Origin of the sequence: Oceanobacillus rekensis (assembly GCF_002153375.1) — a bacterium.
Lineage (GTDB): Bacteria > Bacillota > Bacilli > Bacillales > Amphibacillaceae > Oceanobacillus > Oceanobacillus rekensis.
This window is the reverse complement of record NZ_MTBQ01000010.1, coordinates 59,030-78,134: the sequence shown is the minus strand read 5'-3', so window position 1 is coordinate 78,134 and position 19,105 is coordinate 59,030. Positions and strand designations below refer to the sequence as shown.

16 protein-coding genes are annotated in these 19,105 nt (G+C 38.2%); 1 reads left to right on the top strand and 15 read right to left on the bottom strand.

Features of this window, described 5'->3' with window-relative positions; all coding sequences use genetic code 11:
• Positions 1-92: 92 nt before the first annotated feature.
• From BV906_RS18475 to larC, 14 genes are all read right to left on the bottom strand, one after another.
• Positions 93-1,412, bottom strand: coding sequence for an MFS transporter (locus tag BV906_RS18475; protein WP_425435213.1), 1,320 nt, complete (start codon positions 1,410-1,412; stop codon positions 93-95).
• Positions 1,413-1,697: 285 nt separating this feature from the next.
• Positions 1,698-2,771, bottom strand: a complete 1,074-nt coding sequence (locus tag BV906_RS18470; RefSeq protein ID WP_087975091.1) for a Gfo/Idh/MocA family protein — start codon at positions 2,769-2,771, stop codon at positions 1,698-1,700.
• A 512-nt stretch (positions 2,772-3,283) separates the two neighbouring features.
• The gene (locus BV906_RS18465) at positions 3,284-4,144 is read right to left on the bottom strand and encodes a sugar phosphate isomerase/epimerase family protein (protein ID WP_087975090.1); all 861 of its coding nucleotides are present in this window, start codon (positions 4,142-4,144) and stop codon (positions 3,284-3,286) included.
• A complete protein-coding gene (locus tag BV906_RS18460; RefSeq protein WP_087975089.1) occupies positions 4,141-5,151 on the bottom strand; it encodes a Gfo/Idh/MocA family protein in 1,011 nt (336 codons plus the stop codon). The genes BV906_RS18465 and BV906_RS18460 overlap by 4 nt, the downstream gene beginning before the upstream one ends.
• A gap of 79 nt (positions 5,152-5,230) precedes the next feature.
• Positions 5,231-6,376, bottom strand: a complete 1,146-nt coding sequence (locus BV906_RS18455; RefSeq protein ID WP_087975088.1) for a Gfo/Idh/MocA family protein — start codon at positions 6,374-6,376, stop codon at positions 5,231-5,233.
• Between the two features lie 2 nt (positions 6,377-6,378).
• Entirely contained in the window at positions 6,379-7,236 is an 858-nt protein-coding gene (locus BV906_RS18450) for a helix-turn-helix transcriptional regulator (protein ID WP_176330415.1), read from the bottom strand.
• Between the two features lie 388 nt (positions 7,237-7,624).
• Positions 7,625-9,034: a hypothetical protein gene (locus BV906_RS18445; protein ID WP_245844306.1), complete on the bottom strand. Its 1,410-nt coding sequence runs from the start codon at positions 9,032-9,034 to the stop codon at positions 7,625-7,627.
• Positions 9,035-9,125: 91 nt separating this feature from the next.
• The gene (gene larC2, locus BV906_RS18440) at positions 9,126-9,593 is read right to left on the bottom strand and encodes a nickel pincer cofactor biosynthesis protein LarC2 (protein WP_087975085.1); all 468 of its coding nucleotides are present in this window, start codon (positions 9,591-9,593) and stop codon (positions 9,126-9,128) included.
• A gap of 333 nt (positions 9,594-9,926) precedes the next feature.
• Positions 9,927-10,673: a nickel pincer cofactor biosynthesis protein LarB gene (gene larB / locus BV906_RS18435; protein WP_087975084.1), complete on the bottom strand. Its 747-nt coding sequence runs from the start codon at positions 10,671-10,673 to the stop codon at positions 9,927-9,929.
• 30 nt (positions 10,674-10,703) lie between these two features.
• Positions 10,704-12,191: a gluconokinase gene (locus BV906_RS18430; protein ID WP_342744425.1), complete on the bottom strand. Its 1,488-nt coding sequence runs from the start codon at positions 12,189-12,191 to the stop codon at positions 10,704-10,706.
• Positions 12,192-12,296: 105 nt separating this feature from the next.
• Positions 12,297-13,067: an SDR family oxidoreductase gene (locus BV906_RS18425; RefSeq protein WP_087975082.1), complete on the bottom strand. Its 771-nt coding sequence runs from the start codon at positions 13,065-13,067 to the stop codon at positions 12,297-12,299.
• Positions 13,068-13,085: 18 nt separating this feature from the next.
• Positions 13,086-14,351, bottom strand: coding sequence for a nickel pincer cofactor-dependent isomerase, group 22 (locus tag BV906_RS18420; RefSeq protein ID WP_087975081.1), 1,266 nt, complete (start codon positions 14,349-14,351; stop codon positions 13,086-13,088).
• A 280-nt stretch (positions 14,352-14,631) separates the two neighbouring features.
• A complete protein-coding gene (mgsA, locus tag BV906_RS18415; RefSeq protein WP_087975080.1) occupies positions 14,632-15,039 on the bottom strand; it encodes a methylglyoxal synthase in 408 nt (135 codons plus the stop codon).
• Between the two features lie 53 nt (positions 15,040-15,092).
• Entirely contained in the window at positions 15,093-15,965 is an 873-nt protein-coding gene (gene larC, locus BV906_RS18410; protein ID WP_087975079.1) for a nickel pincer cofactor biosynthesis protein LarC, read from the bottom strand.
• Positions 15,966-16,413: 448 nt separating this feature from the next.
• Between larC and BV906_RS18405 the strand changes: the two genes are divergently transcribed.
• Positions 16,414-17,628: an ROK family transcriptional regulator gene (locus BV906_RS18405; RefSeq protein ID WP_087975078.1), complete on the top strand. Its 1,215-nt coding sequence runs from the start codon at positions 16,414-16,416 to the stop codon at positions 17,626-17,628.
• A gap of 67 nt (positions 17,629-17,695) precedes the next feature.
• On the opposite strand, the gene gndA is transcribed toward BV906_RS18405, so the two are convergent.
• A complete protein-coding gene (gene gndA / locus BV906_RS18400; RefSeq protein WP_087975077.1) occupies positions 17,696-19,102 on the bottom strand; it encodes an NADP-dependent phosphogluconate dehydrogenase in 1,407 nt (468 codons plus the stop codon).
• Between the last annotated feature and the right edge of the window lie 3 nt (positions 19,103-19,105).

Sequence of the window (19,105 nt, the reverse complement as noted above, 5' to 3'; positions counted from 1 at the left end):
GCTCCTCTTTCACTTCTACCAATCGTTTAGTTTCCCACTTTTATGTTTGAATATATTATTGGAATCAAGGACGGGGGGGGGGATATTTCACTTTAATTTTTATTAGATTTTCTTTTATTAAGTTCAATCTGTATTTCAGCCATTTTTTCATCGCCTAAAGGATAGAATTTCAAGCTAATTAAAGAAGCAATCCACCCTAAGACTAAGACTCCTACAAATAAAAACATTGCAGCCCAAAATATTTCTGTCGTATATTCCGTATCTACAGATGGTTGGATTGTACGGAAACCAATTATTGCCAGTACCCCACCCACAAGCAGTTGGCTGAAAGAAGATACTACTTTATCAATAAATGAAAAAATGGTACCGATCATTCCTGGGATGTATCGGTCATTGATATATAATTCATAATCCGAAATATCCGGGATCATTGGAATAACAATACCTGTACTTACCGATCGGATACCAAATGACAAACTATAAATTACCAAGAATGCAATTGTCATAAAGCCCCAATTATCTAAGGAAATTTGGGTTGGATCACCAATCCAGAATAATAGGAAAAGAGAAGAGTAACCAATTAATGATAACCAAGTTGTTGCAACCAAAGCCTTTTTGGAACCAAAATGTCTAGCATAATTGGTACCAATTAAAATGATAATAAAACTGGGAATAACTGTTATTAATGACATGGAGCCATAAAGACCAAAGTTTCCCATTATAATTCCAAATACCATCACCATTGTAACTGCATTATTCGATACCCTTAGAGCCAGTTTATCAGTTGATGCCGCTACAATAATTGTTTGCAACGCTCTATTCCTTTTAATTACAGAAAACATATCCTTTAACGATACTTTGTTTGGCTCTTTAACAGCGCCAAAGTATTCTTCCCTATCTTTTGTCCATATACCTGCAACAGACAATATAGTTAAAACACCAGAAATAATAACTATTGTAATGACAAACTCATTAAAAAATGATTGTGTAAAACCATTATGTTTTGGTGTTAAATACATGGAAACATATGCAGCTATCCCTGTTGTTAATGCTAAGTTTCCAGTCATGTCAAAGGTTGAAAATAATGGTCTTTGTTTTGGATCATTTGTCATAACCGNTAAAAAATAGATTAGCTGAAAACCTTCAGGTACTAGGTGGGTTGTAAAATATAGTACGATTGCCGCTATCGACATAATCAAGTAGCCAAATATAATATAGGGTCTAAATTTCCCTAGTCTCCCATTTGTTTTATCAATCATTAAACCAATAATAGGATCTGTTATTGCATCAAATATACGCATACTTGTTAAAAGAGTAGATATAAGAACAACACCTAACCCTACAATTCCTGTGGCATAATATGAAACATAGCCAATCATTACATTAAATAAATTAGTTGCGGAATTATTCATTGCAAAGGCGCCAATCTGCCTTATTCTTGATCTATTGTAATTCGGCTCCTCTTTTCTCACAACTGGTAGTGATACCTCTTCCATATCAACTCTCCCTCTACTAAGAATTAAAATTAAACATCCATATAAAAATATCTTTAAATTAGGATTATATGTATAAATGAGCCAAAAGGCAAGACCAATCATTCATCAATAATTATTCATAAAATATTTGACTGTGTATTTTTTAATAATTTATGTAACAAAAAAAACTGTTCAAAATCAATATTTGAACAGTTTTTCTTATTATTTTGATACGACAATGGCTTGTTCTTGTGCTTTCAAACATAATTCAGCAGCTTTAAATGCATGTGCTTGTGTCATTGCATTCTCTGTGCGGTTTATACAATCTTTTATAAACTCACCGAAGAATGGAAAGCCTACTTCACCTGACAACTTATAATGCTTCTCGCCTTCTTTGTTTACCAGGAATAGATGATCCCCTGTTTCTTCCCGTGCTACGTCTACATATTTACGGATTTCGATTGTTCCCTCTGTTCCAGTAATAAATGTACGTCCATCGCCCCAGGTGCTTAAGCCATCTGGTGTAAACCAATCCACTTTGAAGATTTGTGTTGCACCATTATCCCCAACTAATGTTGCATCACCATAATCTTCTAGCTCCGGATGATCGGGATTATTATAATTTCCTACTTTACTGTGCAAGATCTCTGCATTTTCACATCCTGCATAATATAAAAACTGTTCAATCTGATGGCTGCCAATATCACATAAAATACCACCATATTGCTCTTTATTAAAGAACCATTCTGGACGACTTGATGCATTAAGGCGATGCGGTCCAAAGCCTGTCACTTGAATGACCTTACCAATGGCTCCATCCTTTATAAGATCACCAGCGAATACCGCTCCTTCTACGTGAAGACGTTCACTGAAATATACCATATATTTCTGTCCGGTTCTCTCTACAACACGTTTTGTTTCTTCTAATTGAGCCATCGTAGTGAATGGTGTTTTATCAGTAAAGTAATCTTTTCCAGCTTCCATTACTTTGTTTCCCAATGCACTTCTTTCTGATGGTACTGCTGCAGCTGCTACCAATTTAATTGATTCATCACTTAATACTTGGTCAAGTGATTCTGCAGCCTGAACTCCTGGGAATTGTTCAATAAATTCTTTGACCTTTTCCGCGTCTGGGTCATATACCCATTTAAGTGTTGCACCTGCTTCCAGCAACCCATTACACATTCCATTAATATGACCATGGTCAAGTGCAACTGCTGCGATTGGAAACTCTCCTTCTTTTACGACCGGATTTGGTTTCCCTTTTGGTGCATATGTCATCCCGTCTTTACTCATACGTGTTCACTCCTGTATTCCATGTATTTTTTATTAAGTTGTTTTCGCATAAATCTATCTGCCCCGTAGCTTGAGATAAACTAAGCGTAACTTTATGTTTATTTACAAAAATTGGTGCTAATACGACCGTCCAGGATCGCTCTGGGCGGATGCTTTCCACGGGCACGGCCTCAGCCTCCTCGAGGAAACCACTCTGCGGGGTCTTCGGGCACGTGCTATTCCCGTAGGAGTCACCGCCCAGAGCGACCCCGGACTGGTGAAGTTGTATAATGCAATTTCAGCTATTGCAGCATAGTAATTGCAAGGCACTTCTAACCATCCCTCGGAAATATACGTAGACTCCAGCGGGAGGAAAGGCTCACCAACTGCCCTAAGGTGCGCGTAGTATACTTCCCAGAGTGTCGCCGAGGTTGCTTTTCTTATTTCGCAGTTTATAAAGTGCTACGAAGGTTCAAATATCAACAAATTTTTCTCTATGGGACGAGTACACCGTCGTATCCCCAAAATTTACGTTAAAACCAGTCTGCGTATCCTAGTTCTCTTAAGTTCTCTGCTGATATTTTCAAGCAATCAAACGGGTCTCTTCCGTACGTATCATCCTGCTCGATAAGGAAGTACTGTGCGCCACTCTCTAGACCTGCCGCGATAATCGCTTTGATATCCAGATTCCCTTCACCAACTTCGGCAAACTCGATTAAGTTCGTGAACTTCTCGAAGAATTTCTTCATATCTTCCAGATCCTCTTTATTAACATCCAGTTTGCCAATGCGGTAATCTTTCAGATGCAATAGAGAGATGCGCCCTTTATACTCTTTGATAAATTCAACCGGGTTCACACCTGCGCGTTGGATCCAGTGAACATCCAATTCAAAGCCAAGCTTGGAAGTATTATTTTTTATGATGTCCAATAAATACTCTCCATCATATTTTTGGAATTCGATATGGTGTGTATGATAGTACAGTTCGATTCCATGCTCGGCAAGCTTACCAGCCATTGCTTCTGCTCTTTCGATAAATGCCATGATTTCATCTTTATCACCCATAACACTTAATGGAAGCATACCAATACGCAAGAAATTACAATCAAGCGTTTTACAATCATTAACAATCTTATCGAAATCGGCTGTTAGTGTCTCACCTGGTGCTCCTGGCAGCATTGGCTCTAATGGCGCTGACATCGCGGCAATTTTGATATCGAAATCTTTACTTGCTCTTTTTAATTCTGCGACGTTTTCTTCCGTCATAGGTATTTGTGAGACCTCTACCGCACCAAATCCTAGTTCATGCAATTTTTTCATTGTTTCATATGCACCAAGCTCTTCCACTTTTTCTTTGAGCATCATCATTTGCACGCCGATTTTTCCTTTATTCATTGATATACCTCCATTTTAATTTCTTTTTTAATTTCTGAAGATCTACGAATTGAACTTATAATTTCCATCGACTTTTGAGCATCTTTTGCATGGATATAATCCTGGCTGTCATTTTCGATGCAAGTATAAAAGTGATTGATTAGTTTTGAATGGCTTGCCCCGTAATAGAATTTTGCTCCAGGAAGCTTTGCATCCTCAATAACTCTTTCTTTCTCACCTTTATCATTTGTTTTTGTCAAAATACTATCTTTAATGGTTAATTTGCCATGTTCTAGAATAACTTGGAATTCAACGGATGAGTTTGTTGCATTTGTTACGGTTGCAAAAAACAATCCAGTTGCACCATTTGCAAATTGAATGTTTGCTGTAGCGGTATCCTCTACTTCATAACCGTAATCAAATAGATTATCAATCGATCCTCTAATCGTATTAATTTCTCCACCAATCAGCTGCATTTGATCCAGGGTGTGAATTGCTTGGTTAATCATAACGCCACCACCAGCCTGTTTCATAATACCCCGCCATGGCTTTTCATCATAATAGGATTTTGGTCTAAACCAGGTGACAAGTCCTTTTAATCCTGTAACCTTACCATACTCTCCACTTTCAACAATTTCCTGTAGTGTTTCAAAGGTTTCATTCAGGCGGTTTTGGAATGATACACAAAGTTTAATGTCCTTGTATTTTTCCTCCAAGTCCACTAGAAACATACCTTCTTCCGCACTTCTGGCCAATGGTTTTTCTAGAAACACATGGACACCTTTTTCGACACAAGCTTTTGCAGCAAGGTAATGAAGATGGTGTGGCAGGCAAATATGGACACAATCAAGTGTTTCTTTTTCCAGCATTTCATGGTAATCCGTATAAAAGACTACATCCGATACTGTCGTCTTTAATGTTTCATCAATATCACAAACAGCAACTAACTCCACATTCGAATTATCTTGAATTATTGGGAGATGAATTTTCGATATATCACCGAGTCCGATTACTGCGATTTTCAACATAGGTTTTACCCTCCCTTAAAAGCTAACCCATTTCCTTACAATTGGAATGGGTTAGCTTGATGTGTTCTTTTTTAGCAGATTAAGCTTTTTCTTCTTCGATCTTCTTGTTTAATTCTGCAAGATAAACTTCTTCATCAATTGGAAGTTCTACTTCTTTACCTAACCAACTAGATAAGTGAATAGCATTCGCTAATGCCACACCATTAATTCCGTCGCTACCTGGTGCGATAAGAGGTTCCCCATCAAGAATGTTTGCAGCAAAGTTTTCTAATACCGCTGTATGTTGTCCGCCCCAAACACTTTCAAATTCAAGAACTTCTGTTTCATAAAGCTCATCGGCATTTCCACCCATAACGAGCTTCGCAACTTCCATCATGCTCATCGTTTTGCTCATTTCACTTTCTGGTTTTCTAAGGCGCTTAATGGTAACTTTCTTGCTGTCGTCTACAACAATCTTCCCGTTGTCACCTAGAATTTCAAAACGGTCTGTTCCAATTGCATCATGTGTACAAGTAACAAATACACCTGTTGCACCATTACCATAGTCAAGTATTGTTGTTACTTCATCTTCTACAGCTATATCTCTTTGATAGCCATACTTCACGTTGGAATATACTTTCTCAGGCATTCCAGCAATCCATTGAAGTAGATCCAATTGGTGTGGTGCTTGGTTTACAAGGACACCGCCGCCTTCACCTTCCCAAGTTGCTCTCCATGCACTTTGGTCATAATAACCTTGTGGTCTCCACCATGTAGTAATAATCCAGTTTGTACGGCGAATATTACCAATATCACCATTATCAACAATTTCTTTTACCTTTTGATAAAGCTCGTTCGTTCTTTGATTAAACATAATTGCAAAAGTAAGTTCTGGCTTGGACTGCGCAAACTCATTTAATTCTTTCACTTGTTTTGTATAAACACCAGCTGGTTTTTCACCTAATACATGGATATCTCTTTTTAGTGCTTCAATTCCCATTTCTGGATGTAAATAATGCGGTACTGTAGTTACAATTGCATCTACATCTCCACTTTCAATCATTTCGATGTAATTATCGTAAAACGGTACATTCGGATACTTTTCTTCCGCAACTGCCTTCTTTTCTGGATCATTATCGCAAATTGCACCGATTTCCATATTTTTTACTCTACCCTCTAAAATAAATCCTGCATATGCGCCACCCTGTGCACCTAAACCAATAATACCTAATCTAACTTTTTTCATATTCAATTCTCCTCACTATATTTTTTTTGGCGATTACGTCGATACTCTTTTGGAGACACTCCTACATTATTTTTAAAATAACGACTAAAGTGTGAAACGCTTTCAAAACCACTATTATATGCCACATCTTTTATTGGTTTATCAAGCTCCATTTCAAGTAAATATTTCGCTTGCGTTAAACGTGACGCCATTACATATTCCATAATTGTAAATCCTGTTATTTTCTTAAATATATGTGAAACATAAGACTTGCTAATATTAAGTTCTCGGGAGATGGAATCGATTGTCAGCTTATTCATGTAATTCTTTTGAATATACTCTGCTATTTTCTCTGCATGTTCCGTTGTCTCTGCTTTTTCTCCTGAAATCTTTATGGATTCCAATTGACCAAGGCGATTTACAACTGTCAGTACTTGCAGCAATAACCCTTTCAATTCAATATCGGCATTAATGTCCTCTGGATTCGAAGTTCTTTTTATCTCTGCCATTCGACAAATTAGTCTCTCGAGTTGTCTTGACTCTTGATTTTCCTTTGTACGAATCAAACAATGATGAAGCTTCTCAAAAACATTAAGCAGATGTAAGCCTCCCACTTTATCAAGAACACCGCTAATCCACTGTGGTGAAAAGTGCAAGGTGCTGCGAACATATTGACTGTTTGGCGGAACATTAGGCTTATGAAGTGCCATTCCATCCATTAGTAAAATGTCACCCGGCTCCAAATCATAAATCTGATTGTGAATTAAATATCTGCAGGAGCCTGCATGGAATAAATATATTTCATATTCTCTATGGGAATGAAAATCCATATCACTCCACATATGTTGAAGGTGATAGCCTACAATTAATGGATCATCCAATAAAACCATCCCCTCTGGTGGCTATATCTTCATTATACACTTCTTCTAATCAATTTCATTACCCAAAACACTTCATTTTCATCATTAAATTATCTGAGACTGCTTTTTTGCAGGGGGTTCCAGGCTATATTCTTTACTATACCCTATAGGATGTTTTCTTAAAAACAGGACTTCGTACAGTTCGTACCTCCAAAAGAAAATGTTGCTATTGCAGTCTATAAACTTCGGCGACCGCTCTGGGCGGTGACTCCTGCAGGAACAGTACACGTCTATGGAAATCAACCAGCAGTTACGTCGCAGTTTATATCAACTCTGCAATGCTTAAAAAGCAACAATTCCTTTCGGTGGGACGAGTAACTGCAGTCCTAAAGATTAATCAAAGAGCCTTCTATAAAAGGAAGTATGCAACAATCGATCCAACAAAACCAAACCCTAAGGCATATGGTAAATTATTTAGTGTAATACGATATGGATTTTGACCCGTACTAAGAGAAGTTAGCTGTACGATTAACCCATAAGCCCCAACGGTTAATGTTGCAACAGAACTTGTCGCCAAAACTATGGCAAGACTTACAGGATTCATGGTTTCCAACAATGTCACAATGACCCCACCAAGAATTCCAATCGTCGCAATTGGGTGAACGCCAAACATACTCATAAGAATGAAAATAACCTGTATTAAAATAAAAACTAGCAATGGGTATTCAGAAACAGCGATGACTGGCTGTTGAATAAAATCTAAAAATGCCGTTCCACTGATACTCACTTCAAAAAAGGATAAAGATAGAAACAAAACGATAAAATTCTGCATCGTATTTGTTTTCATCTTCCATGTGTTCCACCCAATTGCCCAGAAACTCCTGCTTCGTTTCATAATGAAGGACCATAGGAGCGCAAATGGGAAAATTAGGATTGTAACAGTAAAGATGAAATCTAAATTAAATTGATTCCCCAGAAAAATAACGAGGGTTAAAAATAAAACAAGGGCGACTAATAAATGAATGATTTTCTTTGTTAATTTCTTCATATCAATCGTTGACTGTTTCGATGCATTATTATCCCCATAAGAGTACTTCTTATAATGAAAGCGACCCCAAATGGAATCAAGTATAAAGGTGATAAACGCTATCAACAGCAGCCAAGGTAATAAGGAAACATAGTCCGCCCCTGTTGTAAATATGGAGATAGCTACTAATATTTCTAATGGACTCCATAATAGTGCTAATGTATAACCTCTAAGTGTTGATGTACTAATAAATGAACTTCGTAGATTCTTTTTAAGGGATCTCAAATTCTCTTTTAATACATCTTGAGAAATGGATGCAGCTGACAAATTTAAAAATGATGCCAATGTTAATGTTGTAATGGAACTACGCGGATAAAGTTTCCCTAAATCAGAAGCATTTACATTTAATAGGTTATTTAAACTCCGATCGAACCTGCCACTTCGAACAACACTGTTCATCCAAGGGAGCATTGCCAATAATGTGAGTAGCGACATATTGGATGTTAAAAATGCAGGAATGGCGAGTATTGATTGGCCTGTTGTTAGATAAGCAATAGCTCCAACGACTAAGAAGGCACATCCAAGGATTTTAAAAAGCCTGGAAGCACCAAAAAAGGATACAAGTAACATTAAAACAGCCAAAATACCAATGACGTAATTTAAACGTTCACTTTCTGTAAATACATTAATAATATTGAGTAAAAATACAAAAGAATAAAAGATGTAAAGATAGCGAAAAATTGGATGTTGTTTCATTTTCCCTCCTATGATGTCCTCATTCCATCGTTTCACTCCAACGCATCAAGAGAGAACCATTTCCTATATTTGTATACCAAACAAAGTAATATATAGTAGCTCATGTGTCATCCACCAAGGAGCTTTTCTATTTTTCAGCATTTCTCCAAACTTCTTCATAAACCTTCTTCAACGGTACGTCATATTTCTTGGCTATTTTTCTACACTCTTCATATTCTGGAGAACTTTGAAAAACGTTATCACCAGAAATCCCCTGCTTCACCGTTACTGGACCCCATTTTGTTTCAACATGAGTAAACTTTCTCTCCATTCGATGAACGGTAAGTGGATAATAACGGATGCCAAGTGTCGTTGTCTCTTTAAGTAAGATGTCCTTCATTTGATTGATTGCTTCTTTTCTGCAAAGTAGTTGAAGCAATATTCCTGGTCGATTCTTTTTCATATAAATAGGGGTATAGAAGACATCATTTGCACCTGCGTCAAATAGTACGTCCATAACATAACCAAGCCATTCCCCAGAGATATCATCCAGGTTAACTTCCATTTTTACCATTTGGTCATCGATATGTTCGTGGTTTGGTGGTCGATTGTTCATCAAATACCCCCTCTCTATTTTCAATGGTTGTTCAAGTCTGTTTCAAGATGTTTTGCCGTAATGTATGTAAAATGCGACAGAAGTTGGGTGATTTCGGTGACCGCTCTGGGAAATACACTGCGCGCATCCTAAGGCGGCTGATGAGCCCCTTTTCGCGTCAGAATCTTCGTGTATTTCCCAGAGCTAGTTAGAAGAGGCTCGCAATTACAACACATGCATGCAGGTAAAGTAATAGCATCATACACTTCACCAATCCGGCAGGAAAAGCACATGCTAAGAATATTAACCAGCAGTTCCTCACCTCAATCTTCTCGCCCCTTTAAACACACATGCTTATTCTTTATTAGCCAAACGATCAATAACTACTGCATTATATGCTCCGCCAAATCCATTATCAATGTTTACGACACTAATCCCGGAGGCACAGGAATTCAGCATGGAAAGCAATGCAGACATCCCGCCAAAGTTCGCTCCATAACCTACACTTGTCGGAACAGCAATTACCGGATGGGAAACAAGACCTCCAACAACACTCGGAAGTGCACCTTCCATACCTGCAACAACTACCGATACTGTTGCTTGTTGAATTTCTTCCAAGTTATCAAACAGGCGATGGATACCAGCAACCCCGACATCATAAATACGGTGTACCTTACTTCCCAATACTTCCGCTGTAACAGCCGCTTCTTCCGCTACCCTTAAATCGGATGTTCCCGCACAAACGATCGCAATATAACCTTTAGCATCTCTAACAGATTTAGATTGTTGATTCCAGGATAGTATTCTTGCTGTTTCATGATAGGTTAATTCGGGATGTAGTTTTAGGACCAAATCTGCTTTCTCTTGATCAATCCGCGTTATTAAAATATCATTACCCTTTGCAGTTATAGCTTCTAAAATAGCGATAATTTGTTCCGCTGATTTTCCTTCTCCATAAATAATTTCGGGAAAGCCTTGTCGTTTCTTCCGGTGATGATCCACTTTAGCAAACCCCAGATTTTCATAAGTAGCAAGTTGGTCTTTTGCCTCTGCTACACTTAATGTTCCATTCTGAAGCTGTTTTAAAATTTCCTCCATCAAGTTACCCCCCCCACTATGTTTAATAAGAATTTACTCAAAATAGATCGATAAGTCCCTCGCCAGTTTTTCATATTTTTCAAATATCTTTAAATATTTTTCATGATTTTCAATATTTGGTTGAATGACTTCTTCTGCAGGCAAGTTTTCTTTAATTGCATCAAAACTGTCTGCCTTTTGAATAGCAACCAACGAAGTCCATGCCGCTCCCCATGCAGCATTGTGATGTGTATCGGAAATATAAATCTCACTGCCAAAGACATCTGCCATGATTTGGACCCATAATCGTGATTTAGAGAGACCGCCATTCACAGTGATTTTCTTAGATGGTCCTGCCATCTCCTCCAACGCTTGTCCAATTTGATAGATGTTAAATGTAATACCTTCCAATACGGCGCGGGCCAAATGGTCTTTATTATGACCTATAGTGAGTCCGTAGAAATTCCCCTTTGCCCGCTGATTCCATAGTGGGGCACGTTCACCGTTTATATATGGCAGAAAGATAATCCCTTCTGCACCGGGCTCTATATTTTCTACTCCAGCAAGTAGTTCATCATGGGTTCCTTTAAATTCAATCATATCTTTAAACCATTGCAAGACGATACCGCCATTATTTGTTGGTCCCCCAATAATGGAAGTAGCTTCAGAAAAAGCATACGTAAAAGTTTCCATTTCATTGTTAACCGGTGCACCTTCTACAAACTGTCTGATAGCCCCACTTGTTCCCATAGACACGTTTACTTCCCCTGGTGAGGTAGCACCACTGCCGAGATTTGCCAATTGGCCATCAGCCGCACCAATAACGAATGGCATTTCCGCTGGTATTCCTGTTTCATTTGCGACTGTTTCACGAATATTTGTAAATACTTCGGTTGGTGGAACAATAGGTGAAAGTTGTTCCCGTTTAATCCCCGCCATATCCAATGCTTCTTCGTCCCAGTCTAATGTTTTAACATTCAATAGTCCAGTTGATGAAGCCATAGAATAATCGATAGCCGATTTTCCGAACCACTTCTGTATTAGATACTCTTTAAATGTCATATAATATGTAGCATTTTCATATGCTTCATCATTATTTTCACGCATCCATACTAACTTCATGAGTGGTGTCATTGGGTGGATTGGCGTTCCGGTATTGGAATAAATAGCTTTCCCTTTTTCTGTACCAATTAGTTTTTCAGCCTGTTCACTGCTTCTACCGTCAGACCAAATAAGCATATTGGATAAAGGTTCAACATTTTCATCCATACAAATCAATGAGTGCATGGCACATGATATCCCTGTTGCAAGTAGTTCGTATTGTTCAAGGTCCACTTTTTGGATAACATTTCTCATTGCTATACGACATGCATTCTCGACCTCTTGCGGGCTTTGTTCCACCCAGCCGGTTTTCGGGTAATATGTCTTTATCATTTCTTCTGTTTCAGCAATTAACTTTCCTTTCAAGTCAAAGACGACCGCTTTAGCGCTCGTTGTTCCGATATCAAGTCCGATTACTAAACTTTTTTTCAATGCAATCACATCCTTTACAACTCTATGTTTTATTATAATGTATTCCATCCTGTTTATCTAAAATAAAAAGGCTTTGAAGGTGATTAATTCCTCCAAAGCCTTCATAAGTATTTACTATATTGTCATACTACCATATCCACCATCAACACGAAGCAATGACCCGGTAACAAATCCTGACGCTTTATCAGATGCAAGGTAGACTGCTGCGCCTTGTAATTCTTCCGGTTCTCCAAAGCGGTTCATTGGTGTATGGTTCATAATGGATTCAATTCGATCTTCATCCAATATTTTACGGTTTTGCTCTGCAGGGAAGAATCCTGGGATAATCGCATTTACTCGAATACCATGTGGTGCAAACTCTTTCGCTAAATATTGTGTCACGCTGTTCACACCAGCTTTTGATGCAGAATAGGTGAATACACGTGATAATGGTGTTGTTGATGAAACAGATGAAATATTAATAATACTTCCTTGTCTCTTTTGCTCAATCATATCTTTCACAAAAATTTGTGTTGAGAAAACAAGCCCTCTTAGGTTGACATCCATAATATCATCCCACTCTTCTGCTGCAAGTTCCATAAATGGTGTCGAGCTGTTCTTACCAGGTGCATTTAAAATAATATCCCAGCCGCCTGACCATTCTTTAATTTCAGTTGCTGCACGTTCGATGGATTCAAGGTCACTTACATCCCCTTGAAAGGCTTTTGCAGATCCGCCTTCTGCTTCAATTTCTTTTACAACAGCTTCTGCTTTCTCCAAGTTTCTTCCAACAATTGCGATTTTCGCACCCTCTGCTGCAAGACCTTTTGCCATAGAGCTTCCTAACGTACTGTTTCCACCGATAGCTACTGCTGTTTTCCCAGTTAAATCAAATAGTTTACTCATTACAATTCCCCCATTTTATTATTTGAATAGATTCCCTTGTTTATTAAAATCAATTTCGTACAGTTCTGAAACCACTTCTAAGTTTGGATGCTTTTCCACATGCTCAAGCAATGATTCAGAGACTTCAATTTCGCCTATATCCAATGTGTTTTTAATTCGCACTAGCTTAACTTTTGTAAAATCAAGGATATTACATGTCTTTACTGCTGCCTGAATCGCCATTTTGTCATTCGGCAATGTTGTCGATATATGTGTTGGTCCAACGACAGTTGACGTAAGCCCATTAGCATAAGTTCCATGCTTATCCATTTTATTAACAAGACGCTCCGTAGTAAAATCAGCCGTTCCTACGCCATTGGCATTTCCTTCCGATTCGGGTGTTACATCAAGGACAACCATTTTCGAAACATCTGGACCACCATGTGCATATGGCGTCGGATATCGACCAGTTACGTTCGGGTCCATTCCATCTCCACTGATGTTTTTTCCAATTTCATCAATGACCAGCACACCGATCTCATCAAAGAAAAGTTTTGGAAGCAATTGTTTGGATAGCTTTTGTAGCTCAACTTCTTTAGCCTCTACTTCTTCCGGAAGAAGGACTTCCAGCTTTGCAACTTTATCAAATGCATTCTCGACCGTTGCAACGGAAAAAATAATCGGCATTTTCTCCATGATCATTTTGGCCATGGCTGGGACATGTTCTGCCATATGTTTAAAACCTAGCTGGTGACATGCTTCGGCACCCTTTTGTTTCCCAAGCCCGATACTGATCATCTTCATAATTCCACTTTCAACAGGTCCACGAAAAGCGGTGTGTGGTTTCACACGATTGATGACAACAATGCCGTCTGCTTCAGATGCAAGCTTATCAATATACACTGGCAATCCATTAGGAAGTTCACCTATTTTAATAACTTCCATGGATGAACGAATCTCTGCGTTAACAGCTTCTTCTGTAACACCCAAATGTTCCAGCACAGCTTTCTGCCCTTCAGCGGTCGCCCCACCATGACTTCCCATCGATGGAACTATAAATGGCTTCGCACCTAAATCCTGGAGAAATTTAATGGTTACTCCAGTAATGTCAACTAGGCGGTCCACTCCTCTACTTCCAACAGCAACAGCGATTTCCATCCCTGGTTTAACTGTATCCTTTACACGCTCCAATTGTGCCTGCAGTGTCCCTACGACATCTTCTTCCCTTGTGTTATCAAATGTCTGCTTCACCTTTGCCATTTTTGGAACTGGAATATCATTTAGCAGTTCTTGTAAAATTCCCATACAGCTAATTCACTCCTTTTCGGATGATATTTAATTAACGAATATATTAATTCAGGCGATACTATAAGTTCAAAAAGAATGATAAACGCTAACCAAAAACATCTATAGTCAAATTTATCGGACCTTTTGAATAACCACTACTCTTATCATTCCCTTTACAAGGACAATTAACACCTATGTATGTAATCCCTTTCATCAGGGAATGTAATTAGTTTAACGGATAAACTAATTACATAAATAGAATAGCATGAAGGCATTTCCTAGTCAACCAGATACCTCTCTATTTTCCTTTATTATGAATAATTTCACGCCATTTCAGATCTCCACGTTCCAAGGCATGAATAAGAATCTCAGCTGAACCCATATTTGTCGCTAATGGAATAGAGTATACATCACATAAACGCAGCAGTGCAGAAATATCTGGTTCATGCGGCTGTGCGGTCAGCGGATCCCGGAAGAAAATGACCATGTCCATATTATTATCTGCAACCATCGCTCCAATTTGCTGGTCCCCACCAAGTGGGCCAGACTGGAAACGATGAACCCGAAGACCGGTATTCTCTGTAATTCTTAAACCCGTTGTACCAGTAGCATATAGTTCGTGTTTCTTCAGACTGTATTGATATGCTTCCGTAAATCGGACCATATCGTCTTTCTTTTCATCATGAGCAATTAATGCAATTTTCATTATAAAGCCCCCTGTGTTAGTAAACGTTCAAAACGTTTTTCTTTCTTATCTAGCTATTGTCCAATAATAGTACGTAATACATTTGGATGGTCAGCAAATGTTTTCGTTCCTGCACCATAACCAATTGTATTTACTTTAAATGATGGCATGCCACCAAATTCCTCAGCCAGCACCGCAATGATTGCCGCTCCAGTTGGGGTTGTAAGCTCCGCTTTTAAATCACTCTCTGCGATTGGAATTCCACGTAATATTTCCAATGTTGCTGGTGCAGGTACGGGGTATACCCCGTGATCAATATGTATCTTCCCTCCACCTACTGGGACTGGGGCAGACTTCACTTGATCAATTTCAAGCTGGTGAATTAAAATAGCAGTTCCCACGATATCAACAATAGAATCCACCGCCCCCACCTCATGAAAATACACTTCCTCTAATGGCATACCGTGGATGCGCCCCTCTGCTTCTCCAATTTTCTTAAAAATCTTCAATGCCGTATCCTGTACTTGTTCCTCAAGATCAGCAGACTTAATAAGATCTACGATATCTTTATAGGAGCGGTGGTGATGTCCGTTATTATGCGAATGGTCACCATGTTCATGGGTGTGCTCATGCGAATGTTGGTGATGTCCGTGATCATGCGAATGGTTACCATGTTCATGGGTGTGCTCATGCGAATGTTGGTGATGTTCGTGATCATGTGAATGGTCACCATGTTCATGGGAATCGTTTAATAAGATAACATCAAACTTCGTGCTTGTTATGCCATTTTTATTAACCTTATCCCATTTTAGATCATACTCACTGTCCATTCCGAGTTTTTTTAATTCTTCCGCCATATAGTTAGCATCTCCGCCAGCATCGATAAGTGAGGCAATTGTCATATCGCCACTAATACCAGAAAAACAATCAAAATAAAGAATTTTCATTACAATTGCTCCTTTTTTTGTTATACTATAATTATATTAAGAGGATGTTCAAAAAGTCCGGTAAAAATAACACATCGAATTTCTTCGTTAGCTTACTTTTCCTGCGTGCTAGATCGTTTGTTCACGTATTAAAAGCATACGTTCCGCTACCGGGAGCTACGCTGCCTCGAAATTCTCGGTCCTTTTTATCCTCCTTTTTGAACACGCACTATAAGGTTTTTTAAATCGTTTACTTTGAACTATTTTGTAAACCTTTTCATTCTAATTACATCTTTATAAATTCAAACTATCTACTTACTTACTTTGTTTGCTAGACAAATCAAAACAATGACTTAAGGAAAGAATAGCACTATTATACAGAGAACGTCAATAAAACTTCATATAAGTAATTGGGGTTAATTTAACTAAACAGCAAGCGCTTACAATTGAAATGGGGGAGGATTAAGTTATGGTAACAGGCGACGGGGCATACATTAAGAAAATAAACAGAAGTCTTATTTTACAAAAAATTATTGAGCATGGAATGATATCTCGGGCAGAGTTATCAAAGATTACTGGTTTAAATAAAGCGACAATTTCCATTCAGGTTGCTACTCTACTCGAGGAAGATTTAGTTTACGAAACACGACAGGAGCACAATGCAGTAGGAAGAAGACCGATTATGCTTTCCATTAAACGTGATGCAGGTTACGTTTTAGGAATTGATTTAGACTATCAGGAAATCCAATTTACGCTTTCTGACTTATTAGGATATCCGGTATATAATGAATACATTTCCTTAGAGGAAGAAACATACGAAAATATTGTCTTGTTACTAGCCAACAATGTTCAAAAGTACCATCAAAGATGCAATAATTGTCGCTATGGGTTAATCAGTACTGTTATCGGCATTCATGGAACCGTTAACAAAGAGGAAGATATTTTCTTCGTTCCAAGATATAAATGGTATAACAAAAACCTTAAATCAGATTTGAAAAACAAGTTAGATTTCGACTTAAATATTCATATTGATAACAATGCAAACTTATCTTCCTATGCAGAAAAGGTTTATCACTATGAAAAAAGCGACAATCTTCTTAATATCATTTTGTCCTCTGGTATCGGTGCAGGAATAATGGTTAATAGCCATATTCATAAAGGCTATCACGGTTATGCAGGTGAAATGGGACATATGGTTATTTCTCCAGAAGGGCCACTATGCAAATGCGGCAACCATGGCTGTTGGGAATTATATGCATCAGAACCAAGCCTATTCAAAAAAATAGCCAAACGACTCGATAAACCAGTTATTACCCAAACCGATTTTTGTAAATTAGTAAACGAGAACCACCCAGTTGTTTACGAAGAAATGGAAGTACTTATTAAATACTTATCCATCGGCTTGAATAATATTATCAATTTATATAATCCGGAAACAATCGTGCTCAATAGTGAAGTATTGCAATCTTATCCGAGTATAGTCGAAAAAATAAAGAGAAATCTAGTTTCTTCGGTTAGTCAATATGGTGAGATTGTTCTTTCCAAACTCGGAAAAGATGCTTGCATTATGGGTGCTTGTGCAATAGCAATCCAAAACTTTTTTGAAGTGCCTAAATTAATATTTTCTGATTCAATAAAGCATATTCCTGTTTCTAATAAACATGTAGAGACAGTAAATCAATAAAGGCTCTTTTTAGGCATAACAAAAGGAGCATTCCCTGTTGGGAATGCTCCTTTATTAATAATCTTTATTAAAACCAGTTTGTATGGAATGTTCCTTCTTTATCTTTACGCTCATACGTATGTGCACCGAAGTAGTCACGTTGCGCTTGGATTAGATTTGCTGGTAGATCCTCTGTACGGTAGCTGTCATAATATGCAACTGCGCTTGAGAATGTCGGTACAGCAATACCATTTTTAATAGCAACGGAAACGACTTCACGTAATGCAGATTGATAGCCTTCTACAACTTCTTTGAAATATGGATCTAACATTAAATTAGCTAACGCTGGTTCACGATCATAAGCCTCTTTGATTTTTTGCAAGAAGTTTGCACGGATAATACATCCACCACGCCAGATCATTGCAATATCACCATATTGCAGATCCCAGCCGTTTTCTTCAGAAGCAGCACGCATTTGTGCGAACCCTTGTGCATAGGAAACAATTTTACTCATATACAATGCTTTACGAACCGCTTCGATTAATTCTTCACGATTTCCATCATAGTTCTGTCCTTGTGGTCCACTTAATACTTTGCTTGCTTTGATACGCTCATCTTTTAGTGAAGAGATGAATCGAGCAAATACAGATTCAGTAATTAATGGAAGTGGTACACCGAGATCCAATGCATTTTTGCTTGTCCATTTTCCAGTTCCTTTTTGACCAGCTTTGTCCATAATGACATCAACCATTGGTTTTCCAGTTTCATCATCTTTCTTTGTAAAGATGTCTGCAGTAATTTCAATCAAATAACTGTCGAGTTCGCCTTTATTCCACTCTGTAAAGACTTTATGCAGCTCTTCCGTATCCATACCAAGCACATTTTTCAAAATATCATATGCTTCAGCAATTAATTGCATATCGCCATACTCGATTCCGTTATGAACCATCTTCACGAAATGACCGGCACCATTTGGTCCGATATAGGTCACACATGGATCACCATCAACTTTTGCTGAAATTGCTTCAAAAATTGGTGCTACAAGCTCATATGCTTCTTTCTGTCCACCAGGCATCATGGAAGGACCATTCAGTGCACCCTCTTCTCCACCTGAAACTCCAGTTCCGATAAAGTGTACACCTGTTTCATCAAGCATTTTATTACGGCGGATTGTATCTTCAAACAATGTGTTACCGCCATCTATTAAAATATCGCCTTTTTCAAGATACGGCTGTAAAGATTCGATCGTTGCATCTGTAGCAGGACCAGCCTTTACCATTAGTAAGATTTTACGCGGCTTTTCAAGTGAATTAACGAATTCCTCGATTGTCTCAGATCCGACAAAATTTTTGCCTTTCGCTTCATTTGCCAAAAAATCTTCTGTTTTGTTATAGGAACGATTAAATACGGAAACAGAGTACCCTCTGCTTTCGATATTTAAAGCTAAGTTTTTACCCATAACGGCTAATCCGATTACACCGATTTGTTGTGTCATTTA